Source organism: Lentzea sp. HUAS TT2, assembly GCF_051853195.1.
Lineage (GTDB): Bacteria > Actinomycetota > Actinomycetes > Mycobacteriales > Pseudonocardiaceae > Lentzea.
The window spans coordinates 7,937,304-7,961,552 of record NZ_CP196667.1; the positions used below are offsets into that span (position 1 = coordinate 7,937,304).

Genomic DNA, 24,249 nt, shown 5'->3' on the forward strand with positions numbered 1-24,249 from the left:
GCCCTCTACTCGGACGTCGAACGAGGAGGTCCGGAATCGACGCGATGATCAGCGGGTGAGCAGGTGCTCGAGGGCGACGGCCACGCCGTCCTCCTCATTGCTCAGCGTCAGGCGGTCCGCTGCGGTGAGGACGTCCTGGTGCGCGTTGGCCATCGCGTAGCCGGTGCCTGCCCAGCGCAGGATCGTGAGGTCGTTGGGCATGTCGCCGAACGCCACCACGTCGTGCGCCGCCACGCCCCACTCCGCACACAGCGCCGCGAGCGTGCCCGCCTTGCTCACGCCGCGCGCGCTCACCTCGAGCAACCCGCGGCCGCCGGAGTGGGTGAACTGCGCCAGACCCGCCGAGACGCTCTCGGCCGCGGCCACCATGAAGTCCGCGCTGTGGTGCGTTGAGTACGCCAGCAGCTTCACGAACGGCGTCGCCCACAGCTCGTCCATCGTCTCGACCGGGTGTTCGGCAGCGGCGTCCTCCGGCATCCGCAGCAGGTAGGAGGGCTCGTAGCGCAGCCGGTGACCCGTCTCCACGCCGAACCCGGCCGACGGCACCGCCGCCCGCAGCGTGGCTGCCACCTCCCGGGCGACGGCCACGTCGAGCGTCCTGGTGCTGATGACCGCGCGTTCGCCGAGGTCGTAGACGATCGCGCCGTTGCTGCAGATCGCCGTGCCGACGAGCCCCGCGGGGAGCGTGTCGACGAACCGCGGTGGCCGTGCCGTCACGAACACGACCTGGGCGCCGGACTCGGTGGCGGCGCGCAACGCGGCGAGCGTGCGGCGCGACAGCGTTCGGTCGTCGCGCAGCAGCGTGCCGTCGAGGTCGGTCGCGATCAGCTTCACCGGACCATCATGCGGTGAAGTCGGCCGCGTGATCACGCGCCCACTGCGCGAACGTCCGGTACGGCCTGCCGATGAGCTCCTCGTAGTCCGGCGACACGACGAACTCGTAGTCGGCGAAGTCGTCGGGATCGCCACCCTCGTACCCGGCGATGCCGAGGATGTACCGGGCGATCTCCTCCGGCCAACCGACGCTCACGTAGTAGGCGAGCGCCTCCTCGACGGTGACGTCCTGGAACGTCAGCGTGCGCCCGATCGCGGCACCGATGTCGCGGGCCATGTCGCGCTGGGTGAGCTGCGGTGGCCCGGACAGGTTGTAGGCCCTGCCCGCGTGCCCGTCCTCCTGCAGCACCTTGACCGCGACGTCGGCGATGTCGGCCTCGTGGATCGGCTGCCCGAACCCGTCCGGGTCGGGGTGCACGATCGTGCCGTCCGCGCGGATCGACGGGCCCCAGAGGTCGATCTTGTTGGCCGCGAACTCGCCCGGCCGCAGGTGCGTCCACTCCACGCCGGACGCCTCGACGGCCTGCTCGACCGGCAGGTGGTGGGTGGTGTCGTAGCCATAGGTCACGGCGCCGGAGGACAGCGTCACGATCCGCCGCACGCCTGCCCGCACCGCGCGGTCGACCACCTCCTGGGCGGTCGGCGGGTGCACGAACAGGTAGAGCTTCTCGACGCCGCCGAACGGGATGCTGTCCGGGTCGTCGAGGTCCGCCTTCACCGTGTCGACGTGGGCGGGGAAGTCCGCCTTGGCCGGGTCGCGGGTGATCGCCCGCACCGGACCCGTGAGTCCTCGCACCACCAGCCTGCCGACGTTGCCCGTCGCGCCGGTCACCAGTGTCGTCATCGCATGCCCCCTTCGATGCCGTCGAGCAATTTGTCGAGCCCGTAGTCGAACGAGCTGCGCATGGTGTCGGCGAGCGTGCCGTCGGTCTCGTAGGCGCCGGCGTTCCACAGCGCCGTCATCGCCGGGTAGCGCTCGACGTCGAAGTAGTCGTCCCAGAACAGCTGCCGGGAGCCCCACCACGAGTCGCCGGACTCGCCGGTGACGGCCGCGAGCTGCTGGTCATCGACTTCGGACGCCGCCGCACCGTGCACGAACCCCTCGACCGCGACGTGCGCGACGGTGACCTGCCTCGGCTCCAGCCCGGAGTCGGCGAGCGCGGCCAGCACGAACTCCTGGCCGTCCATCAGCCCCGGCCCGAGCGGCGGCCGCACCATCGACACGTCCCGCATCCACGGGTGCGCCTGGTAGACCGCACGCGTGCGGTCGGCGTAGTGCTTGACGCGTTCACGCCACGTGCCCTCCGGCGTGAGCTCCCGCTCCTGCAACACCGCGTCGGCCATGAGGTCGATCAGCTCGGCCTTGCCGGGCACGTGCGTGTAGAGCGACATCGTGCCGACGGTCAGCTCCTGCGCGACGCGGGCCATCGACATCGCGCCGAGCCCCTCGCGGTCGGCCACCGCGATCGCCGCGGTGACGATCTGGTCGACGCTCACCTTCGGTTTCCTGCCGACCGGCTTCGGCTCCTGCGGCCCGCGCCAGAGCAGCGCGAGCGTCCTGGCCGGGTCTCCCCCGCCGCTGCGTTCGGCGGCCATCCGTCCACCCCATTTCCGTAGGCCATACGGAAACAATACCGTATGACGTACGGGAATGAGTGGCTAGTTGACGTACCAGGTCACCTTGACGGCGTCGGCGGAGATCGTCTTCGACTCCGCGCACACCTCGTGCGTGAACACGAGTCCGGTGGCCCGGCACATCCGCACCGGCGTCCGAGCCGTGAACCCGTGCGACTCCAGGTGCGCACGCATCACCTCGGGTGCGCGGTCTCCGGTCGCCACCACCTCTCGCGAGCAGTTGCCGGAACCGCAGTAGCCACTGCCCTCGGCCACGCGCAAACCAGCCGGCGCCGGCAGCACGGCCTCGTCACCGGGCTTGGCCTCCAGCTGACCGAGCAGGACGACCGCCGCGGCCAGGAACCCCGTCATGACCATGGCGACGAGCCCGACCACGCCGCTCCCCACCTTCGTCAGGGCCGGCAGGCACACGACCGCCGCGATCACCGGGTAGAGCCAGTAGACCTCGACCTCCGAGGGCACCAGCGATCCGGACCACCCGAGCCCGCGCGGCACCACGAACCACACCAGCACGGTCAGCAGGATCAGCCCGACGACCACCCCGGCACGGGGCGACCGCGCGAGGAAACACCAGATGAGGATCGGCACGACACCGAACAGTCCCGAAGGCGCCACGGTCCACGGGAACGTCCCCACGACCACGGCCGCGACGAGCAGCGCGGCTCTCCACCAGTGCAGCCGGACCGCTTCCCCCGCAGTGGACATGGCCGCCAGTAAAGCGGAAACGCCGCCCCGAAGATCGGGACGGCGTTTCCTCTGTGGTGGGAGCGTTCGTTCAGGCTGCCAGATCGGAGCCGGCAGGTTCCAGCAGCAGCTGCGTGACCCGGAGCTGACTGGCGGCTGCCCTCAGGTCCTTCACGATCTCGGCGACGTCGTGGCCCAGGTCGTGCTCGGCGCGTCCGGCGAGGTTGGCGGCCTGCGTGCCCAGCCGGGCACTGGTCTGCCGGATGTCGTCGAGCGCGGTGCGCAGCTCGTCGACCGTCAGCGGGGTGGTCATGAACGCCAGGCCAGCGTCGTCAGCATCTCCTTGCCGCGTTCCGCGCTGCGCGGGGCGCTCAGCACGTCGTAGCGTCCGCCCACGAGCTGCGTGACCGAGGCGAAGTCACGACGCCCGCCGGTCGCGCGGTAGCGGACGGCGGCGCTCGCGAGGCCGAAGACCGTACCGAAGACGAGGCCCGCGATGATCGGGGCGAGGGCGCCGCCGGTCGAGAAGAAACCGAGCAGCAGGCCGACGAACAGACCGAACCAGGCACCCGACGCGGCACCGGCGCCGAGGACGCGGCCCCAGGTCAACCGGCCGGTGACGCGTTCGACGATCATCGGCTCGACGCCGACGATGGTGACGTCCGCGACGGGGAAGTCGTTGTCCGCCAGGTGGTCCACGGCCCGCTGGGCCTCTTCGTAGGTCCCGTAGGAACCGATGGGCCAGCCAGTGGGCGGAGTGGGCAGTGCGTTGACGCCCGTGGAATTTGCTCCCGTGGCGAACGGAGTCGCGGTGGTCATTTCCAACACCTCCGAATTGCGATCCCTACACCCGGTATTACGAACGCGGCCCCGTGGTTGTTCCCAAAGTTGAGCTGGTGTGACTCAGCTCCCTGCCGGTAAGCGTGATTTCCAGCGACTCCGGTGTTTTCCGAGGTCCTCAACCTGAGAATTCTCAGGTTTGTCCGCGGGCCGTTCGCCATTCTTCTTTCGTCAGCGCGTACTCGACCTCGCCGTGTTCCGAACCGGGCAGCGGATCGGGGAAGTCGACGTGGAACGTGCGGACGTGCCGCAACCCGCACTTCTCCATCACCCGCCGCGACCCGGCGTTGACGAACATCGTGGTGGCCACGACGCGCCGCACGCCACCGGCAGAAAAACCGCGTTCGATCAGGGCTTTCCCGCCCTCGGTGGCGTACCCGAGCCCCCAGAACGCGCGGTGCAGCCGGTAGCCGAGCTCGACCTCGTCGGTGCCCTTGAACTCGAACCAGCCGACGAACCGGCCGGTCGCCTTCTCGAATGCGGCGTAGAAGCTGTCACCGAGGTAGTTCTCCACCGGCGACGGGTCGAGGTACCGCATCACCTCGGGGTCGGCGTGCAGCTCCCGCAGCGAGTCCACATCGGACTCCCCGAGCGGGCGCAGCGTCAGTCGTTCCGTTTCCACGAGGAGATCGTGCCGCACTTCAGCGACGCGAACGCGGCCAGCAGGCACAGCACGATGGCGAAGCCGAACGCGATCGCGAGCCCCTGCGCGAACGGCCCGGAGATCAGGCTCGGGAAGAACCCGCGCCCGGTGAGGAACGCGGCCTGGTCCGGCGGCAGCGTCGCGAGCTGGTCGCCGAGCAGCTGCTGGATCGGGTTGTACCCGAGGAACGCGGCGAACAGCACGGCCACCGCAGGCAGTGCCGCGACCTGGGCCGCGGCGGCGGGGGCGACGCCGTGCTCGACGAGTCCGGTCCGCATCGCGCCGGGCAGCGACTGGGAGAACCCGACGATGATCAGGCTGAAGAAGAAGCCGATGGACAGCACCATCGCGGTGTTCTGGAACGTGGTCATCATGCCGCTGCCGGAGCCGCGGGCGTTGGCGGGCAGCGAGTTCATGACCTCGGCGCGGTTGGGCGAGGAGAACATGCCCATGCCGATGCCGGTGAACACCAGGATCACCGCGAACTCCCAGTACGGGAAGTCGACGGGCAGGGCGATGAGCAGCGCGAACGTCACCGCGGTCAGCACGTTGCCGGTGAACGCGAGCGCCCGGCTGCCCAGCCGGTCGGACAGGATGCCGGCGGTGGGCGCGGCGAGCAGGAACCCGACGGTCATCGGCAGCATGTAGATGCCCGCCCACAGCGGCGTCTCCTCGTAGGGGTAGCCGTGCAGCGGCAGCCAGATGCCCTGCAGCCAGATGATCAGGATGAACTGCAGCCCGCCACGGCCCAGCGCCGAGGCGAAGTTCGCGATGTTGCCCCAGGTGAACGACGGAAGCCGGAACAGGTGCAGGTCGAACAACGGGTTCGGCACGCGGTGCTCGATCACGACGAACGCCACCAGCACCGCGAGCCCGCCGATCAGGCACGTCAGCACGAACGGGCTGGTCCAGCCGGTCTGGGAGGTGCCGTGCGGCTGGATGCCGTAGGTGATCCCGACCAGCAGCACGATCAGGCCGACCGCGAAGGTGATGTTGCCCCACCAGTCCATCTCGGCGTGGCGGCGCTCGCCGGTGTCGTGCAGCTTCAGGTACGCCCAGACCGTGCCGAACAGGCCGAACGGCACGGACACGATGAAGATCAGGTTCCAGTTGACCGGGGCCAGCAGCCCGCCGACCACCAGGCCGAGGAACGACCCCGCGATCGCGGCCACGCCGTTGATGCCCAGTGCCATGCCGCGCTGGGTGACCGGGAAGGCGTCGGCCAGGATCGCCGAGGAGTTCGCCATCAGGAACGCCCCGCCGACGCCCTGCACGATCCGCCAGCCGATCAGCCACAGCGCGGCCGCGTCGCCGTCGAACCAGGTGATGGCGAGCATCACCGAGGAGAACGTGAAGATCGCGAAGCCGAGGTTGTACATGCGGGCCCGGCCGTACATGTCGCCCAGGCGGCCGAAGCTCACCACCAGCACCGCCGTGACGACCAGGAACCCCATGATCATCCACAGCAGGTAGCCGGTGTTGGCCGGGTCGAGCGGGTTGATCGCGATGCCCTTGAAGATGTCGGGCAGTGCGATCAGCACGATCGAGGAGTTGATCGTCGCTATGAGCATGCCCAGCGTGGTGTTGGACAGCGCGATCCACTTGTACCCGGCCGGAGCCGCCTGCACAGTCACTTCGCCATGCTAACCAACTTGTCTAGCTCGGGTTCTGCGGCGTGATCGTCTCCAGCACGTTCCCGGCGGCGTCGCGCACGACCACGCGGGCGTCGGGGTGGCGGTCGAGCAGCTTCGCGGACAGCACGAACGTGCCGTTGCCGATCGTGGCCGGAGCATCGGCCAGGCCAGGGCTGGTGTAGGTGATCGACGCCACGCGGGGGTCGCGGACCAGGCCGACGTACGCGGCGGTGGTGCTGCCGCCGTCGTAGTACTCCCCCTGTTCGTTCACCTTGTACGGCTTGAAGTCGTAGAACGCCGTCATTCCCGCGACGGTCTCGCCGCGGACCTCAGTCAGGTCGTCCAGGTCGACCACCGTGCCTGACGTCGGGTCGTGCTCGGCGTCGCGGCAGAGGGCGAGCAGGTCGCCGAACCGGCCGGTGATCATCGTGTCCGTGGCGCTGAGCTTGGCGGTGAGGCCGTGCGCGAACTGGTCGGGGTCCGGAATCGGCCTGCCCTTCAGGCAGGCGCCGAACCGGGTGGCCTCGGCGGTGTCGCGGGCCGCGGGCGGCAGCGGGCGGTCCACGACGGACGAGGTGGGCTTCGGAACCCCCCGCACGGCGGACTCCTGGCCGTTGATCAGGGCCTTCGTGCCGGTCTCCGCCTTCTGGAAGCCGCTGGGCGCGAGGAACAGGCCGTCCACGAGGGCGGGCATCGTGGTGTTCTGGCCGGAGCCGGCGATCCGGGACAGGCTGAGGAACTTCACCTCGGACGAGACCAGGCCCGCCATGGCGCCGGTCGGGGTGGTGAAGAGGATCTCCACCTGGCGCCCTCCCTCGAGCGGGACGGGGTCCGGTGTGGAGATCGTCGTCGTGGTCGCGGTGTTCGCGCAGAAGAAGACGCCGGCCATCGTGCGGAACGCCGTGAGCACCGTGCCGTTCTTGTGGCTGGTCGCCAGCGGCGTCCACTCGGACGCGGGCGTGTGGGCCGTGGCCGCCGCGGCGCAGCGGGCCAGCACGTCGGGGGCGACCTTGTCGCGTTCGACGTGGTTGACGATGCCGCGGTCCTTGCCGACGAACTCGCCGTTGTGCTGCACGGGCGGGCCCGCGACTTCGGCGGAGCTGCCGAGAAGCGCCTGGCTGGCGAAGACGGTGCCGGCGGCGAGCAGGCTCACGCCCGCGGCGATCAGGACCGGCCGGCCGTTGCGGGCGGCGGGGCGCATGCCCTCGGACAGGCGCTGCCGGGCGCGCATGCGGACGTCGTCGGGCAGGGCGCGGTGTTCGGGCAGCTGGTCGATCACGGGGTGTCCTCGGAGGTCAGGTCGCGCAGCCGGGCGCGGGTGCGGGAGACGCGGGCGCGCACGCTCGACTCGGTGATCCCGAGGAGCGCGGCGGCGTCGGCGGTGGACACGTCGCCCAGCAGGCACAGCTGGGCGATCTCGCGTTCGGACGCGGGCAGCTTCGCGATGGCGGCCACCACGGCGGCCAGGCGCCGTTGCGCGTCGGTGCGGGCGGCGACCTCGTCGGCGTGGTCGCGTTCGTCCTGCGGGGTCAGCCTCCCCACCAGCCGCAGGGCTCTGCGGGAGGCCCGCCACTCGGTGCGGGCGCGGTTCGCGGTCACCGTGTAGAGCCACGGCAGCGCCGAGTCGCGCACCAGCTGGGCGTCGCCGCGCTTGCGCCAGGCCGTCAGGAACGTCGCGGAGAGCAGGTCCTCGGCCTGCGACCACGAGGCCGTCAGCCGGTAGGCGTAGTTCCAGACCGCTTCGGCGTGGCGTTCGAACAGCTCCGTGAACGCGGCGTGGTCGCCTTTCGCGATCTGCTCCCAGAGGCGCGTGTCGGGCGGCCCGACGTTCGCACGCTCGGTCGTCTCAGTCATCACACTCCGCCTGGGGCCGTCACCGCCCAGTGTGCTGCGTGACGCCCGTCACCCTCTGCCGGGGAGCCGCCCCTCATTCGAGGCGTGAATGGCACCGATGGCAAGATCTTCGGCGTGCCGATCGAGCAGCAGCAGCCCGGCAATGTCGAGGCGGAGACCCAGGTGTTCGCGAAGATCACGATCCCGCAGCAGGACGCGGCGACCATCCCGGGCGTGTCCCCGGTGACGCCCGCACCCGCGGCGGCCACTCCACCGGCCCCCGCGCCGGCTCCCGCGTCGGCGGCGAGCACCGCGGCGGCGGAACGGAAGTCCAAGTCGCTGACCCGGCGGCTGGCCCGCCGGATCCTCGGCCCGACCTTGATGACGAAGAAATAGGCCCCGCGACGGCTAGCGGTCCGGGACCTGCCCCAGGCCTCCGCAGACCCGGCAGGCGGACCGGTCCTCGTTGAGCCCGGAACCAAGGCAACGGCTGCACTCCTTCACAGAAGAACAGTGTCCGCTTCTACTCCGAGTGGGGGCAGCCGCCAAGCAGGGACCCTCCCGGCAATAATGGGTGACCCCCACCGTTCACGCTCGGTGATCAGGCCTGGGTGGACGGTCGGGCCGGAATCTCGTTGGCACGTGCGACATTGCCTGCGACGATGCCTCTGCTGTCGCCGTGCGGGAGCTTCCACCAGCCGGAGCACCCGCGTGGGCACGGGTGCGACATCTCGTGCAGCACAAGGCCTTGCGGACCGGGAACGGGTTGTTTCCACGACATGGTTCCGGAACCCGCGCACAGCAGGCAGGTGTCCTCTTCGCACTCCACACCTGTAGTTACTCCACACGGGACACTTCAGGCAATCGCTGGATCGAGGGGAGATCACCGATGGCAGTCGCGGTCGTGACGGGAGCGGGTTCCGGGGTGGGGCGCGCGGCGGCGCGAACCCTGCTGGCGGCGGGATTCCAGGTCGCGTTGGCCGGTCGGCGCGAGGACGCGTTGACCGAGACCGGAGAGGGCTTTCCCGAGAGCGCTCTCGTGGTGCCGGCGGACGTGTCGCGGGAGGACTCGGTCGTCGCGTTGTTCGAGGCGGTCGTCGCGCGCTTCGGCCGCGTGGACGTGTTGTTCAACAACGCCGGGATGAACGTGCGCGCGACACCGATCGAGGAGTTCAGCCTCAGCGCGTGGGAGAAGGTCGTCGGCGTGAACCTCACGGGCGCGTTCCTGTGCGCCCGTGAGGCGTTCAAGGTGATGAAGACCCACGGCGGCGGCCGGATCATCAACAACGGCTCGATCTCGGCGTCCGTGCCGCGCCCGCACGCGGTGGCGTACAACGCGACCAAGCACGCGATGACCGGGCTGACCAAGTCGTTGTCGCTGGAGGGCCGCGCGCACGACATCGCGTGCGGGCAGATCGACATCGGCAACGCGGCCACCGAGATGACCGAGCGGATGGGTGCCGGTGTGCTGCAGGCGAACTTCGAGGTGAAGCCGGAGCCGACGTTCGACGTGCAGCACGTGGCCGATGCCGTGCTCTACCAAGCTCGGTTGCCTTTGAACGCCAACGTGCAGTTCATGACCGTGATGGCGACGGCGATGCCATTCGTCGGCCGAGGATGAGACGTCTACATCGGCAGTGAGGGGGTTACTTGGCCTGGTAGAGGCCGCCGCCGCGTTCCAGCAGACCGAGGTCGACGAGGTAGCGGCGGATCGTCACGTGGTCGACCTCTCCCCCGTCGCACCACGCCCTCAGCCGCTCGTTGATCTCCTTCTCCTCGTAGTACGTCCGCGCGGTGAAGGCGTGCGCGGCGACGTGCTCGAGGATCTTGCGGCGGCGTTCGTGGGCGACCGGCAGTGAGATGAGCTTGCCGCCCCGCACGAACGGCGCGAGCCCGTCGGCGGGCATCGCCTCGGTGAGCGTCGCGGCGAGCGGCTTGAGGTCGGCCGGCCGGGCCGGTTCTCCCTCGACCAGCCCGGCCTCGCGGAGCTTGCGCAGCGCGGTGCCGGCGTCCTTGGCCTTCAGTCCGGAGGCGGCGGCGACGTCGGCCAGCGTTCCCGCTCCGAGGACGACGGCGGCGAACGCCCGCAGCCTCGTGGGTTCGGCCAGCGCGCGCACAACGGATTCCGGAGTGGTCATGCCTGCGAACCTAACGCCGCCGTCCACCCGTTTTCAGCGGGAAGGCGCTCCCTGCCAGTCCTGCCTCATCGGCCCACCAGGCCCTCGGCCATGACGTCGGCGAGGTAGCCGTCGAAGTCGGGGGTGTCCGGTTCGAGCACGTGCCGCACCCACGCGGTGCGTTCGTGGGCCAGCGGCGGAAGCTCCCAGACACAGCCGATGAGGTCCTTCGGGATGACGGTGAAGCGCGTGAGGTCCGGGTCGGTCGAGCCGAGGAACGGCTGGTCGCCCGACACGGCGGTGCGGCAGTGCAGGACGTTGTCCCAGACCCAGTTGTAGGCGTTGAGGTACATGCCCGCGGCGCTGCGGTGCAGCACGGTGACCGTGGCGGGCGGGGTCGGGTCCTCGAAGTCCGGGTAGATCGTCGGCAGGAACGCGCAGGCCGCCTCGCGGATGTCGTCGGTGATCTCCAGCCCCGGGGTGACCACCTCGTAGCGCTTGACGTGCCTGCCCGCGACGACCAGCGGTTCCTTGACCGCGAGCTGCTTCTCGTAGAAAGCCATGGGTCGAACGTATGAGCTATCCCTGACAACCTGTGTCAGTGTGTCCGCGTGCGTGCGAGCCGATTGGTGTCGTTGCTGCTGCTCCTGCAGAGCAAGGGCCGGATGACCGCCCAGGCGCTGGCCGACGAGCTGGAGGTGTCGGTCCGCACGATCTACCGAGACGTGGAGTCGCTGCACGGCGCCGGGGTGCCGTTGTACGGCGACGCGGGACCGTCCGGCGGCTACCAGCTGCTCGACGGCTACCGCACGCGGCTGACCGGGCTGACCGAGCAGGAGGCGGAGTCGCTGTTCCTGGCGGGCCTGCCGGGTCCGGCTGCGGAGCTCGGCCTCGGGGACGCGGTGTCGGCGGCGCAGCTCAAGCTGATGGCGGCGCTGCCGGCGTCGATGCGCGACCGGGCCTCGCACATGGCCACGCGGTTCCACCTCGACACGCCCGCCTGGTACTACGACCCGGAGCGGTCGCCGTTCCTGGAGGTCGTGGCGGACGCGGTGTGGCGCGAGCGGCTGCTGGAGGTCCACTACCGGCGGTGGCGCGCGCCGGAGGACGTGACGCGCGTGCTGAGGCCGCTGGGCCTCGTGCTCAAGGCGGGCCGCTGGTACCTGGTCGCGCAGGGCGACACGCGGATCTCCACGTACCGGGTGTCGCAGATCCAGGCGGCGACGGTGCTGGAGGAGTCGTTCTCGCGGCCGGCCGGGTTCGACCTGGCGGCGCACTGGGGTGCGTCGCTGGAGGAGTTCCAGGCGCGGCAGTACACGGGTTCGGCGGTGCTCAGGCTGTCGCCGCGGGGCTGGGAGATGTTCTCGTCGCACGTGCTGCCGCTGGTGGCGCGGGCGGCCGAGGAGTCCGTGGTGGAGGACGGCGGGTTCTTCGTGGTGACGATCCCGATCGAGTCGCTCGGTCACGCGACCGGGATGGTGTTGCGGCTGGGCGGCGAGGCCGAGGTGCTCGAACCTGTGCAACTGCGCGAGCAGGTGGCGTCCGAGGTGCGCTCGCTGGCCGCCCTCTATCTATAAACTGAGGTTTATGGGGGACAATTCAAGCTCAACTCGCCGTTCGTTCCTACGGGCCGGTGCGGTGGCCGTGGGCGGTGTCGGCGTGATGGCCGTGCCCGCGCATGCGGCGGTCGGTGGCGTGCACGTGGTGAGGCCGGGCGACTTCGGTGCCGTGGGCGACGGTCAGGCCGACGACACGGCCGCGATCCAGCGTGCGATCAACGAGGCCTACCGGCTGGCCTCGGAGGGCAACGGCTACGCCCGCGTGGAGTTCGAGTCGAGGACCTACCGCCTGGCGGCGCAGCCGGTCAGGCCGGTGGCGGGCGAGGCGCAGACGGCGGGCCAGCTGATGATCCCGCTGCGCACGTCCGGGCCGATGATCACGCTCGAACTGGCGGGCGCGGGCGTCCAGACAGGCCTGCAGTTCGTCTACGACGGCGACCAGGCACCGGCCGGCACCCTGCTCAAGTCCACGGTCACCACGACCTGGCCCGGCCACGGCGCGGGCCAGCCGCCGGCCGTGCTCGCGTCGCCCAGGGGCGCGGAGTGGGGCGGCTTCAACCGGGTCAGCGTGGCGGTCACGAACCTCGCGATCCAGGTGCCGTCGAACCCGACCCTGTCCGGCCTGAACCTGTTCTGGGCCCCGCAGGCCCGCCTGCAGAGCGTCCGGATCAGCACCCCGGACCCGTTGCCCGGCATCGTCGAGCCGACGCACAACTGGTCGACCGGCGTCGTGCTGCCCAGCGGCGGCAACAACGCGGTCATCTACCTGCGCGACGTGCACGTGTGCGGCTTCCACACCGGACTGCTCTTCAGCGAGCACACCGACGGCTCCAGCATCGTGGTCTTCGGCTGCAAGGTCGCGCTCGCCCCGCTGGGCAAGGTCCTGCACACCTCGCGCTTCGGCCTGGTCACGGTGGAGTGCTGCCCGATCCTGATCTCGCAGGTGGACTGGGAGCAGGGCGCGATCGCGGCGCCGTCGGGCGACAGGTTCCGCATCGACCTGCTCGACGTGGAGGAGTTCAACGGTTTCGACGCGCGGCTGAACTGGACGCGGCACCGGGTGCACGTCTACGACCCCAACAACACCTACCGGGGCTGGATCTGGCTGGCCAGGTCGGGGCGTGACTACCTCGGGATCCCGCTGACGCTGACCGGGGCGCAGAACCTGCAGATCAACGAGATCCAGGACAGCTGACCCCGAACCGCGCCAGGTGGTGCCACAGGTGTTTGACGACCTGTGGTGCCGCTGGGGCGTGGTCGAGCAGGTGTGGGGTGAGCAGGCCGTTCTCCGCCAGCTCCAGTCCTAGTGCGACGGACTTCGGCGTGCGGTAGCCGGCGTGGCGCAGGAGGTCCTGTGTGGACAGGCGGAAGCCGGGGTGTCGTTCGACCCGGCAGGGCAAGGCCCTGGGAAGGTCTGCGTCGGGGTAGGTCGGGTCGAGCACGAGGGCTTCGACGTCGTCGAGGGTGACGGGGCCGTGGACGTGGGCCTCGATGTAGTTGTCGAGGGCGTCGCGGTGGTCGGCCTCGGCCAGTGCGATCAGGCCGAAGCGCTGGGCGGTGCCGAAGTCGACCGGGTCGAAGACGCTGTCCGGGTAGCAGAACGTGGTGCGGTCGAGCACGTCCTCCTTGAGCCGCAGGTGTGCCGAGCCGAACCTCGGTGCGGCGCCGTGCGGGAGCGCGCGGTGGTTGAGCGCACCGTACTTCGGCCGGTCGGCGGGGGCCGCGTCGTCGTAGGCGCCTCCGAACAGGCGGCTCTCCCAGTCCCAGCGGGCACCGCCGGGGTGGGCGGTGAGGCCGCCGTTGCTGGTGCCGGTCTCGAACTGGGAGCGGTAGACGCCCTCCTGCGCGAGCCTCGCGAGGACGCCGCGACCGGGGTGGAAGTTGAGCGTCACGCGCAGGTCGCGCGGCAGCGGCCCGCCGGTGGACAGGGCGTCGACGTGCTTCAGAGCCCGCTCAACCGACACGAGCGAGCGCCCGGTCGTGCACCCGCGACAACGCCGGCTGCGCGGTCACAGCCCCCAGCAGAGCCATGAACATGTCCCACTGGGTGTCCCACACGTCGCCCTGGGTCCCGAGGAACTCGTCCGCCGCCGACCCACCCACGACCGCGGCCAGCCACTCCCCCAGCTCGTAGGTGGCGCTGAACGCCAGACACACGCACACGACCAGGAAGAACAACCACCCACCAGCCCGAAGCGGAGTCCGCCGCAGCAGGATCTCGCGCGCGAGCACGGCCGGGACGAACCCCTGCACGAAGTGGGCGAACCGGTCGTAGTGGTTGCGCGCCAGGTCGAGCAGGTCCTGCGCCCAGAACCCCACCGGCACCCGCGCGTAGGTGTAGTGGCCGCCCAGGATCAGCACCAGCGCGTGCAGGAAGATCAGCCGGTACAGCAGCGGTGTCAGCGGGAAGCGCCGGTAGGTCGCCACCAGAATGCCGCCACCGATCACGACGGGCGCCACCTCGAGGTACCAGGTCGCGCGGTCGTAGGGGCCGATGCCCGACGCGGTCAGGGCGACGAGGGTCAGGCCGAGCAGGATCAGCGGTTCGGTGGTGCGCTTGTCATAGCTCACGGATCACCTTGCAGGGATTGCCGACGGCGAGGACGCGCGGCGGGATGTCGCGCGTGACGACGCTACCGGCTCCGATGACGGCGTTCGAGCCGATCGTGACACCCGCGCAGACGATGACGCCGCCGCCGAGCCACACGTTGTCGCCGATGGTGATCGGGGCCGCGGACTCGAAGCGCTGGCGGCGGGCCTCGTGGTCCTCGATGGGATGCAGGGCGGTCAGCAACTGGGCGCGGGGGCCGATGGAGACGTCGTCGCCGATGGTGATGGTGGCGCAGTCCATGAGGATGGCGTCGTAGTTGAGGAAGCTGTTGGAACCCATGTGGATCTGGTAGCCGTAGTCGCACTGGAACCGCGGCATGACCCACGAGCCCTCGCCGATCGAGCCGAAGAGCTTCGAGATGACCTCGCCGGAGCGGGTGGCGTTGAACTCGTCCACCAACTGCTGCGCGGCCAGCCTTTCCGCCACCAGTTCGGGGTCGGAGTCCTTGTACAGCAGGCCGGTCATCATCTTCTGCTTCTCGGTGATCACCCTTCGAGAGTGCCCGAACGCAGCAGCGCGCGGGCACGGGACGCGGCGATCTCCATCAACGCCACCAGTTCCGCCGCCTCGAACCCCGGCGGCGGCTCGACCCCGAGCACCACAGGTGTGGTGGTCGGAACCGGCGGCCGAGCAGGCAGCTGACCTGCGACGTCGTGCGAAACCACCACAGGTGTTCTGGTCCCGACGGGCCCGGCGACGCGCTGCCGCAGGGCGTCGAGGAGTTCCTGTTCCGGTTTTCCCTTGAGCAGCAGCAGGACGAACGGGTCGGCGTCGAGCAGCCAGCCGACCTGGAAGGCGAGGGCGGCGGCGTGGCGGCACGGGAGCTCCCAGCCGTCGCAGTCGCACTCGGGTTCGAGGTCGCCGATGCCGGGCAGCAGGTCCACACCGGACTCTTCCGCGGCGAGGACGAGGTCGCGTGGCATGTCGTTGTCCAGCAGGGCGGCGATGTGGCCGGCGTGTTCGGCGACGCGGTCGAGGAACCGTCCCCATTGGACCTCGGACAGCGCGGGCACGGCGACCGTCGTGTTGTAGACGGTGTCGTCGTCGTGGACCTGGGCGTGCAGCAGGCCGGGGCTGACGGTGATCGGGCCGACGACGCCGGCGTGGGCGTAGCGGCGGCCCAGTCCGATGAGGCCGGTGTCGAGGGCGGTGTCCTTGAGGGCCTGCACCCAGGCCTTGCCCCACCAGCTGGTGGCGACGCGGCGTTTCACCTTGGGGAAGGCGGCGAATCCGCGGGCGGTCACGGGGTGCTCCTGAGTTGGACGAGTTCGGCCAGTTCGGCGTCGGTGAGTTCGGTGAACGCGGACTCGCCGCCGTGCAGGACGGCGTCGGCGAGGTCGCGCTTGTCCTGCAGGAGCGCGGCGATGCGTTCCTCGACGGTGCCCTCGGTGACGAGCTTGTGCACCTGCACGGGTCTGGTCTGGCCGATGCGGTAGGCGCGGTCGGTGGCCTGGTCCTCGACGGCGGGGTTCCACCAGCGGTCGAAGTGGATGACGTGGTCGGCGCGGGTGAGGTTGAGGCCGGTGCCCGCGGCCTTGAGCGACAGCAGGAAGACCGGGGCGCGGCCGTTCTGGAAGTCGTCGACCATCTGCTCGCGCTGGGGCACGGGGGTGCCGCCGTGCAGGAACCGGGTGGGTTGCTCGATGTGCTGTTCGAGCAGCCTGGCCATGCCGACGTACTGGGTGAAGATCAGCGCGGAGCCGTCCTCGGCGATGATCGTGCCGAGCAGTTCGTCGAGCAGGTCGAGCTTGCCGGAGGTGCCCTGCAACGTGCTGTGGCCCAGGTAGTGCGACGGGTGGTTGCAGATCTGCTTGAGCCCCGTGAGGAGCTTCAGGACCAGACCTCGCCGGGCCATGCCGTCGGAGCGGGCGATCTGGTCGAGGGTCTCGCGGGTCAGCGCCTCGTACAGCGCCGCCTGCTCGACGCCCAGCGAGACGTAGCGGTCGGTCTCGGTCTTGGCCGGCAGTTCGGGGGCGACACCGGGGTCGGACTTGCGGCGGCGCAGCAGGAACGGCCGCACGACCTTGGCCAGCGTGTCGTCGGGTTCGGGCCAGCGGGTGCGGAACGCGCGGTGCGTGCCGAGCAGGCCCGGTGTCGTCCAGTCCAGCACGGCCCACAGCTCGGACAGCGAGTTCTCCACGGGCGTGCCGGACAGCGCGACGCGGGCGGCGGCCGGGATCGAGCGCAGTGCCTTGGCGGTGCCGGAGTGCGGGTTCTTCACGTGCTGGGCCTCGTCGGCGACGACCATGCCCCAGGCGTGGTCGCGCAGCGTCTCGGCGTCCAGGCGCATCGTGCCGTAGGTGGTGAGCACGACGCCTTCGTCCGGCAGCGTCCTTTGTGCACCGTGGTAGCGGGTGACGGGCGTGCCGGGTGCGAAGCGGTGGATCTCGCGTTCCCAGTTGCCCAGCAGCGACGCCGGGCAGACGACGAGCGTGGGCCGCTCGTGGCGGCGGTGCAGGTGCAGGGCGATGAGGGTGATGGTCTTGCCGAGGCCCATGTCGTCGGCCAGGCACGCGCCGAGGCCGAGGCCGGTCATGTGGGCGAGCCAGCGCAGGCCGTGCAGCTGGTAGTCGCGCAGCCTCGCCTGCAGGGCGGCGGGCTGGGGGAACTCCGGCACGGTCGTGATCGCGGTGGTGAGGCTGTGCGGGGCGACCTCGACGGGTTCGCCGTCGATGATCGCGACTCCGGTGAGCGCGGCGGTGGCGGCCTGGGCGGCGGTGATCGGCTTGAGCCGCTGCCGGGCCTTCTTGCGCAGCCTCGGGTCGATCAGCACCCACTGGTCGCGCAGCTTCACGATCGGCCGGGACGCCTCGGCGATGAGGTCCATCTCGGCGGCGGTCAGTTCCGCGCCTCCGAGGGCCAGCTGCCAGTCGAACGAGAGCAGGTCGCCGGCCCCGAGCTGCCCGCCGGTCTCGCCGATGACGGCCCTCGCGGACACGTTCGTGGCGAGTTCGCGCGGCCAGTGGACCTCGATGCCGGTGCCCAGCAGCTCGCCGACCTCGTCGTCGGTGAGCTCGGCCTGGTCGAGCAGGCGCTGCAGCGGCGGCCAGTCGACGCGGCCCATCGCCCGGATGGCGTCGAGCTCACGGCCGGAGCCCCGCACGTCGCGCGGGTAGGGGTCGGTGACGGCGCGGACCTGCACGATCGCGCGGAACCGCTGGTCGTCGGTCATCTCGATGCGCAGCGAGAGCGTGATCTGCTCGTCGGCCCACGCCTTGAGCTCGGACACGTCGCAGGCCTGCACGCCCGCGAACGGGCCCGTGCCGGTGCGGGGCAGCGTGTCGGCGACGGCGTCGAGGAACAGGCGCAGCTCGTCGTAGTCGCCGTGGGCGGCGAGCTGGCGCAGGTGCAGTTCGTCGGCGTGGTCGAGCGGGCCGACGCGCCACGTGTCGTGCCCCTGCGCGGTCACGCCGGGCACGATCCGGCCGCGGGCGACGAGGGTGAGCGCCGTCGCGGCGGCCACCGCCCAGTAACCGTCGCCGGCCAGCACGCCCGGTAAGGCCTCGAGCAGGGGTTCTCCGTGGAGCTGGCCGAATCTGGGCGGGTCGGCAGGCACGAACATACTATGTACCGTACAGCATACGGTACGGTAGTGTCGCGCTCGTGATCGAACACACGGGCAGCGGCGACCCGGCGCGGACGCTGGCGTTGCTGTGGCGTACCCAGGAACGCGTGTCGCGCAAGGGCAAGCCGGACCTGAGCGTGGACCGGATCGTGCGGGCGGGCATCGCGCTGGCCGACGCCGACGGGCTCAAGGCGCTGTCGATGCGGCGCGTGGCCGAGTCGCTGGGTGTGGGGACGATGTCGCTCTACACCTACGTGCCGGGCAAGGGCGAGCTGATCGACGTCATGGTCGACACCGTGCAGGCCGTGACCGGCCGCGAGCCGGCGCAGGGGTGGCGCGCGCACCTGGGGTACGTGGCGCGGGAGAACCTGGCGCTCTACCGGCGTCATCCGTGGTTGTTGCAGGTCGCGCCGTCGCGCACGGTGCTGGGCCCGCAGGTGGCGGCGAAGTACGACTTCGAGCTGCGCGGGCTGGACGGCATCGGCCTGTCGGACGTGGAGATGGACTCGGTCCTCGAGCTCGTGCTCGGCCACGTGCAGAACGCGGCGCGCGGGCTGACGGCGGCCGCGGTCACCGAGAAGGAGACCGGGCTGACCGACCAGCAGTGGTGGGACGCGGCGGCGCCGTTCCTGATGACCGTGTTCGACCCCGCCCGTTATCCGGTGGCGGCGCGGGTGGGCGGCGCGGTCGGGGAGGCGCACCAGAGCGCGTTCAGCCCGGAGCACTCGTTCGAGTTCGGGCTGGAGATGATCCTCGACGGCGTCAATCGGCTGATCGAGTCGCGTCGGCTGTAACTGCTGAGTGACACCTTGCGGGATGCGTCGTTAATTCCCACGCGGTGTCACTGAGGTGCCTACAGTTACGCCACGCCGATCAACTTCACCGCTGGGAGGCCCGCTCGTGGTGATCGACTCGCAGCCCCGGCAGGCGCTGGTGCGCCGCGTCACCGGCCTGGCGCGGTCGACCCCGGGACGGCTGAGCCTGATCGTCGTCGTGCTGGTCGTGGCGAGCCTCGCGAGCGGCTGGCTGACGACGTGGAGCGTGAACCGCCAGGAGCGGGCGCTGGAGGACCTGGCCACCAGGTCGGAGCCGCTCGCGCACGCGGCGCAGGAGGTCTACCGGGCGTTGCAGGACGCGGACGCGACGGCGGCGAGCGCGTTCCTGTCCGGCGGGCTGGAACCGTCGCAGCTGCGGGAGCGCTACGAGGCGGACATCGCGCAGGCCCAGGCGGCGCTGACGGTGGCGACGGCCTCCTCCCCCGAGCTCACGGCGACGCTCGCGGCGCAGCTGCCGGTCTACACGGGACTGATCGAGACGGCGCGCACGAACAACCGGCAGGGTTTCCCGGTGGGCGCGGCGTACCTGCGTGAGGCGTCGGGATTGATGCGCACGCAGCTGCTGCCGGCGGCGCAGGAGCTGTACCGGGCGGAGACCGACCGGGTGGCCCGCGCGCAGGACGAGGCGAACTTCCCCGTGGTGCCGGTGCTGGCCGCGCTGGCGTTCGTGATCGCGCTGGTGGGGATCCAGCGGTATCTGACCCGCAAGACGAACCGGCTGCTCAACGTCGGCCTGCTGGTGGCCACGGGTGCGGCGGTGCTGTCGCTGTTGTGGGTGACGACGGTGTCGGTGCTGGTGATGAACGACGTGGCGGACTCGCGGATGGCCTCGGAGAAGGTCGACGCGCTGGCGCAGGCGCGGATCGCGACGCTGACGGCGCGCGGCGAGGAGACGCTGACGCTGGTCGCGCGCGGCGCCGGGCAGACCTACGAGAAGAACTTCGTCGAGGTCTCCGAACGGCTGGAGGGCCTGCTGGAGCGGGCCAAGAGCCTGGACGACACCGAGGCGGTCGTCGAGGTCTCCGAACGGCTGGAGGGCCTGCTGGAGCGGGCCAAGAGCCTGGACGACACCGAGGCGGTCGACCAGGCGATGCGGCAGTTCCGGCAGTGGCAGCAGGTCCACCAGCGGATCCGCGAGGCCGACGACGCCGGGCAGTACAACGACGCGGTGGCGCTGATCGACAACCCGTACTTCGACTCGCTGGACCAGTCGCTGGTGCGCGCGATCGGCGAGGCGCGGCAGGACTTCAGCGACGAGGTGGCGGTGGCGCGGGCGTCGCTGGCGGGCACGGTGGTCGGCGTGCTGGTGCTCGCGGTGATCGGGGCGGCGGGATCGGCGATGGGGTTGTGGCAGCGGCTCAAGGAGTACAGGTGAGGCGACTGGCGTTGGCGGCGGTGATGCTGCTCGGGGCGTGTTCGGCGGGACCGGCGCCCAGCGAGGTGGTGCCGCGCAGCGCCGCGGCCCCGCAGCCGGCGAACGCGAGCACGGTGTCCGCGGCGCCGAGCAGCTCGGCGGGCGCGCCGCCCGCGTGCGACGCGACGGCGAGCCTGCGGCCGGGCCCGTTGCCGCAGGCGGGCCAGATGCCGGCAGGGTCGGCGATGGCGAGGATCGCGCAGCGCGGCCGGTTGATCGCCGGGGTGGACCAGAACTCGTACCTGATGGGGTTCCGCAACTCCTTCACCGGCGAGATCGAGGGTTTCGACGTCGACGTGGCGCGCCAGATCGCGAAGGCCGTGTTCGGTGACGAGAAGAAGGTGCAGTTCAAGGTCGTCACCGCGGCGGAGCGGATCCCGGTGCTGCAGCGCGGCGAGGTCGACGTGGTGGTCCGCACGATGACGATCACCTGCGACCGGCTCAAGGACGTGGACTTCTCGCAGGTCTACTACCAGGCGGGGCAGCGGGTGCTGGTGCGCCGCAACTCCGGCATCACCGGCGTGGAGGGCCTCGCGGACAAGCGGGTGTGTGTGGCCTCGGGGTCCACGTCGCTGGGCAACGTCGTGAACAGGGCGAAGACCACGGTGAGCGTGCCGAACTGGACGGACTGCCTGGTGATGCTGCAGCAGGGGCAGACCGACGCGATCTCGACCGACGACACGATCCTGGCGGGGCTGGCGGCGCAGGACCCCTACACCGAGGTGGTGGGGTCGCGGTTCACCGACGAGTCCTACGGCGTGGGCATCCCGAAGGGGCAGGACGACCTCGTGCGGTTCGTCAACGGCGTGCTGGAGCGGATGCGCACCGACGGCACGTGGAGCGGCATCTACGGACGGTGGCTGACGCCGCTGGGTCCGGCACCAGTGCCGCCGGTCGCGCGTTATCGGGATTAGGAGGGTCCGCGATGAGTGAAGAGCTGGATCTGCCCGAGACCGGGCCGCAGACCGCGCCGGGGACCGCGCCCTGGTCGGTGTCGCAGGAGGTGTCGCGGTCGAACTCGGGACGCACGCGGCGCGGCAGTGCGCGGTCGATGAGCCGCGGGCGGCTGGGCGCGGGGCTGGTCGAGGTGCCGCGGGTGCCGTACCGCGATCCGAAGACCGCCGTGCTGGAGCAGCCGGAGGTGCCGGAGGCGAAGCGGTTCTGCTCGAAGTGCGGCAAGAAGGTCGGGCGGCGCAAGGACGGCAAGCCGGGCCGGGTGGAGGGGTTCTGCCCGCAGTGCGGGCACGCCTACTCGTTCACGCCGAAGCTGGCGCCGGGCGAGGTGCTGCACGACCAGTACGAGGTGCTGGGGTGCCTGGCGCACGGTGGCCTGGGCTGGCTGTACCTGGCGCTGGACCACGCGGTGAGCGACCGGTGGGTGGTGCTCAAGGGCCTGCTCGACTCCGGTGACGCGGACGCGATGGCGGCGGCGCTGGCGGAGCGGCGGTTCCTGGCCGAGGTCGAGCACCCGAACATCGTGAAGATCCACAACTTCATCCGGCACGAGCGCGGCGGCAGCGACAAGCTCGTCGAGTACATCGTGATGGAGTACGTCGGCGGCGAGTCGATCAAGGACATGATCACCCGGCGGCGCCGCGACGGCCGCGGCGACGAGGCGTTGCCGCTGGCACAGGCCATCGCGTACGTGCTGGAGATCCTGCCCGCGGTCGGCTACCTGCACGGTGTGGGGCTGCTGTACTGCGACTTCAAGCCGGACAACATGATCCACACCGAGGAGCAGCTCAAGCTCATCGACCTGGGCGCGGTACGGCGCATCGACGACCACCACTCCCCCATCTACGGCACGATCGGCTACCAGGCGCCGGAGATCGGCACGATCGGCCCGTCGGTGTTCTCCGACATCTACACGGTCGGGCGCGCGCTGGCGGTGATGAGCTTCCCGTTCGACTTCCGCGGCCGCTGCAAGGACCGGCTGCCGACGGTGGACGAGGAGCCGCTGCTGGGCCGGTTCTCCTCGTTCCACCGGCTGCTGCTGCGCGCGACGAACCCGAACCCGGAGCTGCGGTTCTCCAGCGCCGAGGACATGGCCGAGCAGCTCACGGGCGTGCTGCGCGAGGTGCTGGCGATCGAGGACGGCGTGGCGCGGCCGGGTCCGTCGCGGCAGTTCACGCCGGAACGCCGCCGCTTCGGCGTGGAGGGCGAGCTGGACCTGGCCGAGGTGGCGCTGGCGCTGCCGGCGCCGAGCGTGAGCACCTCGGACGCGGCGGCCTCGTGGCTGGCGACGGCGACGACGTCGGACCCGGCGGGCCTGCGCAAGGCGCCCGAGCTCACCGTCGAGGTGCGGCTGCGGATCGTGCGCGTGCTGATCGAGTCCGGCGACACCGAGGCCGCGTTGCGCGAGCTGGAGTCGCTGACCGCGCCGTCGATGTTCGACGAGCCCGAGATCGACCCCGCGGAGGACTGGCGCCCGGACTGGTACCGCGGTCTCGCCGCGCTGACCGACGAACGGCCGGAGGACGCGCTGCGGTTCTTCGACGCGGTCTGCTCGGCCGTGCCGGGCGAGGCGGCCCCGAAGCTCGCGCTGGGCGTGTGCGCGGAGGCCGTCGGCGACCTCAAGGGCGCGGCGGACTGGTACGAGCTCGTGTGGCGCACGGACCACTCGTACGTGTCCGCGGCGTTCGGGCTGGCGCGCGTCCTGCTGGCCTGTGGGGACCGTTCCCGCGCCGTCGAGGTGCTGCTGTCGGTCCCGGACACGTCGTCGCAACATCTGGCGGCCCAGATCGCGGCGGTCCGCGCGCAGCTCGGCGACTGCGCCGCCGAGGACCTCGTCGCGGCCGGGGAACGGTTGCACGCCTTGGACATCGACGTCCATTCGCACACCCAGCTCTCGGCCGAGGTGCTGGAGGCGGCGTACGACTACGTGACCCGCAATCAGGCCGCCGAGGGCAAGGTGCTGGACTGTGCACTCTCCGAACACGAGCTTCGGCTGGGTCTCGAGCGGCGCTACCGCACGCTGGCCCGGTTCGCGGCCACGCCGGAGGAACGGATCGCATTGGTGGACCGCGCGAACGCGGTAAGGCCTAGGACGTTGGTTTGATGGACACCCTGAAGTGCCCGGAGTGCTTCGCGCCCGTCGCGGCGGAGGACCGGTTCTGCGAGGCGTGCGGACGCAACCTGCTGGTCCGCCGCACGCCGCTGGGCGGACCGACCGGTCCCGCGCAGGCCGAGTGCATCCTGTGTGGATCGCCCGACATCGACGACGAGGACTACTGCACCCAGTGCGGCCGTCACCAGCCCTCGGCGCGTGACCGGGTCGAGTACACGCTGGGCGCGGTCTCCGGCGTGTCGGACCGGGGCAAGCGCCGGGCGCGCAACGAGGACTCGATGGCGTTCGGGCACGTCGCGGGCAAGGGTGTCGCCGCCGTGGTCTGCGACGGTGTGGCCTCCTCCGAACGCGCGGAGCAGGCCTCGCAGGCCGCCGCCGACGCCGCGGTGGACGTGCTGCTCAACGCCCTGATCGACACCGCGGACGCCGAGCAGGCGATGGTCGACGCGGTCGCCGCGTCGTGCTCGGCGGTGGAGCACCTGGTCGAGCTGGAGCCGATGGAGGCGGGCGGCCGGGGTGTGGCGCCGTCGTGCACCTTCGTGTCGGTGCTGGTCTCGGGCCCGTCGGTGACGGTCGGCTGGGTCGGCGACTCGCGTGCCTACTGGCTGTCGGACGAGGGCTCCAAGCAGCTCACGACGGACGACACGTGGGCGGCGCAGCTGGTCGCGGAGGGTGTGCTGACCGAGGAGCAGGCGCGCACGGACCGCCGCGCGCACGTGCTGTCGCGGTGGATCGGCGCGGACGCGGGTGTGGTGGTGCCGCAGGTCGTGACGCTGCAGCCGACCTCACCGGGCGTGTTCCTGCTGTGCTCGGACGGGCTGCACAACTACCGCCCGCAGCCCGAGGACCTGCAGCCGCTGCTGCCGTGCGGGCCGGAGGAGTTCGTGAAGGTCGCGCTGGAGGCGGGCGGGCACGACAACATCACCGTCGTGCTGGTGCCGTTCGCGCCGGAGAGCTGACGCCGCTGACGGTCGGGT

26 protein-coding genes are annotated in these 24,249 nt (G+C 70.8%); 9 read left to right on the plus strand and 17 right to left on the minus strand.

The genetic code is table 11. The features are described 5' to 3' along the window. Nucleotides 1-48: 48 nt before the first annotated feature. From ACSHWB_RS37860 to ACSHWB_RS37905, 10 genes are all read right to left on the minus strand, one after another. Nucleotides 49-834, minus strand: a complete 786-nt coding sequence (locus tag ACSHWB_RS37860) for an HAD family hydrolase (protein ID WP_439658121.1) — start codon at nucleotides 832-834, stop codon at nucleotides 49-51. Nucleotides 835-841: 7 nt separating this feature from the next. Next, nucleotides 842-1,678, minus strand: coding sequence for an NAD(P)H-binding protein (locus tag ACSHWB_RS37865; RefSeq protein ID WP_439658122.1), 837 nt, complete (start codon nucleotides 1,676-1,678; stop codon nucleotides 842-844). After that, nucleotides 1,675-2,430 (minus strand): TetR/AcrR family transcriptional regulator, encoded by a 756-nt coding sequence (locus ACSHWB_RS37870; RefSeq protein WP_439658123.1) that lies wholly within the window; start codon nucleotides 2,428-2,430, stop codon nucleotides 1,675-1,677. Before ACSHWB_RS37870 ends, ACSHWB_RS37865 begins: the two co-directional genes overlap by 4 nt. Nucleotides 2,431-2,493: 63 nt before the next feature. Further along, complete coding sequence (locus ACSHWB_RS37875) at nucleotides 2,494-3,174, minus strand: hypothetical protein (protein WP_439658124.1); 681 nt, start codon at nucleotides 3,172-3,174, stop codon at nucleotides 2,494-2,496. A 70-nt stretch (nucleotides 3,175-3,244) separates the two neighbouring features. Continuing rightward, the gene (locus ACSHWB_RS37880; RefSeq protein ID WP_439658125.1) at nucleotides 3,245-3,466 is read right to left on the minus strand and encodes a hypothetical protein; all 222 of its coding nucleotides are present in this window, start codon (nucleotides 3,464-3,466) and stop codon (nucleotides 3,245-3,247) included. Beyond that, nucleotides 3,463-3,972, minus strand: a complete 510-nt coding sequence (locus ACSHWB_RS37885; RefSeq protein WP_439658126.1) for a general stress protein — start codon at nucleotides 3,970-3,972, stop codon at nucleotides 3,463-3,465. The genes ACSHWB_RS37880 and ACSHWB_RS37885 overlap by 4 nt, the downstream gene beginning before the upstream one ends. A gap of 154 nt (nucleotides 3,973-4,126) precedes the next feature. Then, entirely contained in the window at nucleotides 4,127-4,615 is a 489-nt protein-coding gene (locus ACSHWB_RS37890; protein ID WP_439658127.1) for a GNAT family N-acetyltransferase, read from the minus strand. Then, nucleotides 4,597-6,207: an MFS transporter gene (locus tag ACSHWB_RS37895; RefSeq protein WP_439664742.1), complete on the minus strand. Its 1,611-nt coding sequence runs from the start codon at nucleotides 6,205-6,207 to the stop codon at nucleotides 4,597-4,599. Before ACSHWB_RS37895 ends, ACSHWB_RS37890 begins: the two co-directional genes overlap by 19 nt. An 85-nt stretch (nucleotides 6,208-6,292) precedes the next feature. Further along, on the minus strand, nucleotides 6,293-7,549 hold the full coding sequence (locus tag ACSHWB_RS37900; protein WP_439658128.1) for a hypothetical protein: 1,257 nt from the start codon (nucleotides 7,547-7,549) through the stop codon (nucleotides 6,293-6,295). Then, complete coding sequence (locus ACSHWB_RS37905) at nucleotides 7,546-8,124, minus strand: RNA polymerase sigma factor (RefSeq protein WP_439658129.1); 579 nt, start codon at nucleotides 8,122-8,124, stop codon at nucleotides 7,546-7,548. The genes ACSHWB_RS37900 and ACSHWB_RS37905 overlap by 4 nt, the downstream gene beginning before the upstream one ends. Before the next feature lie 84 nt (nucleotides 8,125-8,208). Here ACSHWB_RS37905 and ACSHWB_RS37910 point away from each other — a divergent pair, with 84 nt between their 5' ends. After that, a complete protein-coding gene (locus ACSHWB_RS37910) occupies nucleotides 8,209-8,499 on the plus strand; it encodes a hypothetical protein (RefSeq protein WP_439658130.1) in 291 nt (96 codons plus the stop codon). 493 nt (nucleotides 8,500-8,992) lie between these two features. Next, nucleotides 8,993-9,724: an SDR family oxidoreductase gene (locus ACSHWB_RS37915; RefSeq protein ID WP_439658131.1), complete on the plus strand. Its 732-nt coding sequence runs from the start codon at nucleotides 8,993-8,995 to the stop codon at nucleotides 9,722-9,724. Nucleotides 9,725-9,749: 25 nt separating this feature from the next. Here ACSHWB_RS37915 and ACSHWB_RS37920 read toward each other — a convergent pair whose 3' ends face one another. Both ACSHWB_RS37920 and ACSHWB_RS37925 read right to left on the minus strand, forming a co-directional pair. Next, nucleotides 9,750-10,241: a DUF2087 domain-containing protein gene (locus ACSHWB_RS37920; RefSeq protein WP_439658132.1), complete on the minus strand. Its 492-nt coding sequence runs from the start codon at nucleotides 10,239-10,241 to the stop codon at nucleotides 9,750-9,752. Nucleotides 10,242-10,306: 65 nt separating this feature from the next. After that, nucleotides 10,307-10,783, minus strand: coding sequence for a hypothetical protein (locus tag ACSHWB_RS37925; protein WP_439658133.1), 477 nt, complete (start codon nucleotides 10,781-10,783; stop codon nucleotides 10,307-10,309). A 48-nt stretch (nucleotides 10,784-10,831) separates the two neighbouring features. On the opposite strand from ACSHWB_RS37925, the gene ACSHWB_RS37930 reads away from it, so the two are divergent. After that, on the plus strand, nucleotides 10,832-11,797 hold the full coding sequence (locus ACSHWB_RS37930) for a helix-turn-helix transcriptional regulator (RefSeq protein ID WP_439658134.1): 966 nt from the start codon (nucleotides 10,832-10,834) through the stop codon (nucleotides 11,795-11,797). A gap of 10 nt (nucleotides 11,798-11,807) precedes the next feature. Continuing rightward, nucleotides 11,808-12,974: a hypothetical protein gene (locus tag ACSHWB_RS37935; protein ID WP_439658135.1), complete on the plus strand. Its 1,167-nt coding sequence runs from the start codon at nucleotides 11,808-11,810 to the stop codon at nucleotides 12,972-12,974. On the opposite strand, the gene ACSHWB_RS37940 is transcribed toward ACSHWB_RS37935, so the two are convergent. Genes ACSHWB_RS37940 through ACSHWB_RS37960 form a run of 5 tightly spaced genes read right to left on the minus strand, consistent with a single transcriptional unit; the run spans nucleotide 12,952 to nucleotide 17,952 of the window. Next, nucleotides 12,952-13,743 carry a DUF3626 domain-containing protein gene (locus ACSHWB_RS37940; RefSeq protein WP_439658136.1) on the minus strand — a complete coding sequence of 264 codons (792 nt, stop codon included), beginning with the start codon at nucleotides 13,741-13,743 and terminating at the stop codon, nucleotides 12,952-12,954. The genes ACSHWB_RS37935 and ACSHWB_RS37940 overlap by 23 nt on opposite strands. Next, complete coding sequence (locus tag ACSHWB_RS37945; protein ID WP_439658137.1) at nucleotides 13,733-14,350, minus strand: DUF2238 domain-containing protein; 618 nt, start codon at nucleotides 14,348-14,350, stop codon at nucleotides 13,733-13,735. The genes ACSHWB_RS37940 and ACSHWB_RS37945 overlap by 11 nt, the downstream gene beginning before the upstream one ends. After that, on the minus strand, nucleotides 14,340-14,858 hold the full coding sequence (locus ACSHWB_RS37950; protein WP_439664743.1) for a sugar O-acetyltransferase: 519 nt from the start codon (nucleotides 14,856-14,858) through the stop codon (nucleotides 14,340-14,342). The genes ACSHWB_RS37945 and ACSHWB_RS37950 overlap by 11 nt, the downstream gene beginning before the upstream one ends. Before the next feature lie 17 nt (nucleotides 14,859-14,875). Beyond that, nucleotides 14,876-15,634, minus strand: a complete 759-nt coding sequence (locus tag ACSHWB_RS37955) for an SWIM zinc finger family protein (RefSeq protein ID WP_439658138.1) — start codon at nucleotides 15,632-15,634, stop codon at nucleotides 14,876-14,878. Beyond that, a complete protein-coding gene (locus tag ACSHWB_RS37960; protein WP_439658139.1) occupies nucleotides 15,631-17,952 on the minus strand; it encodes a DEAD/DEAH box helicase in 2,322 nt (773 codons plus the stop codon). Before ACSHWB_RS37960 ends, ACSHWB_RS37955 begins: the two co-directional genes overlap by 4 nt. Before the next feature lie 41 nt (nucleotides 17,953-17,993). Between ACSHWB_RS37960 and ACSHWB_RS37965 the strand changes: the two genes are divergently transcribed. The 5 genes from ACSHWB_RS37965 (at nucleotide 17,994) to ACSHWB_RS37985 (ending at nucleotide 24,231) form a co-directional block, all read left to right on the plus strand. Beyond that, the gene (locus tag ACSHWB_RS37965; protein ID WP_439658140.1) at nucleotides 17,994-18,749 is read left to right on the plus strand and encodes a TetR/AcrR family transcriptional regulator; all 756 of its coding nucleotides are present in this window, start codon (nucleotides 17,994-17,996) and stop codon (nucleotides 18,747-18,749) included. Nucleotides 18,750-18,855: 106 nt separating this feature from the next. After that, complete coding sequence (locus ACSHWB_RS37970; RefSeq protein WP_439658141.1) at nucleotides 18,856-20,166, plus strand: hypothetical protein; 1,311 nt, start codon at nucleotides 18,856-18,858, stop codon at nucleotides 20,164-20,166. Continuing rightward, nucleotides 20,163-21,119, plus strand: a complete 957-nt coding sequence (locus tag ACSHWB_RS37975) for a glutamate ABC transporter substrate-binding protein (RefSeq protein WP_439658142.1) — start codon at nucleotides 20,163-20,165, stop codon at nucleotides 21,117-21,119. The genes ACSHWB_RS37970 and ACSHWB_RS37975 overlap by 4 nt, the downstream gene beginning before the upstream one ends. Nucleotides 21,120-21,130: 11 nt before the next feature. After that, nucleotides 21,131-23,263, plus strand: coding sequence for a tetratricopeptide repeat protein (locus ACSHWB_RS37980; protein ID WP_439658143.1), 2,133 nt, complete (start codon nucleotides 21,131-21,133; stop codon nucleotides 23,261-23,263). Then, nucleotides 23,263-24,231, plus strand: coding sequence for a PP2C family serine/threonine-protein phosphatase (locus tag ACSHWB_RS37985; protein ID WP_439658144.1), 969 nt, complete (start codon nucleotides 23,263-23,265; stop codon nucleotides 24,229-24,231). Before ACSHWB_RS37980 ends, ACSHWB_RS37985 begins: the two co-directional genes overlap by 1 nt. Nucleotides 24,232-24,249: the final 18 nt, after the last annotated feature.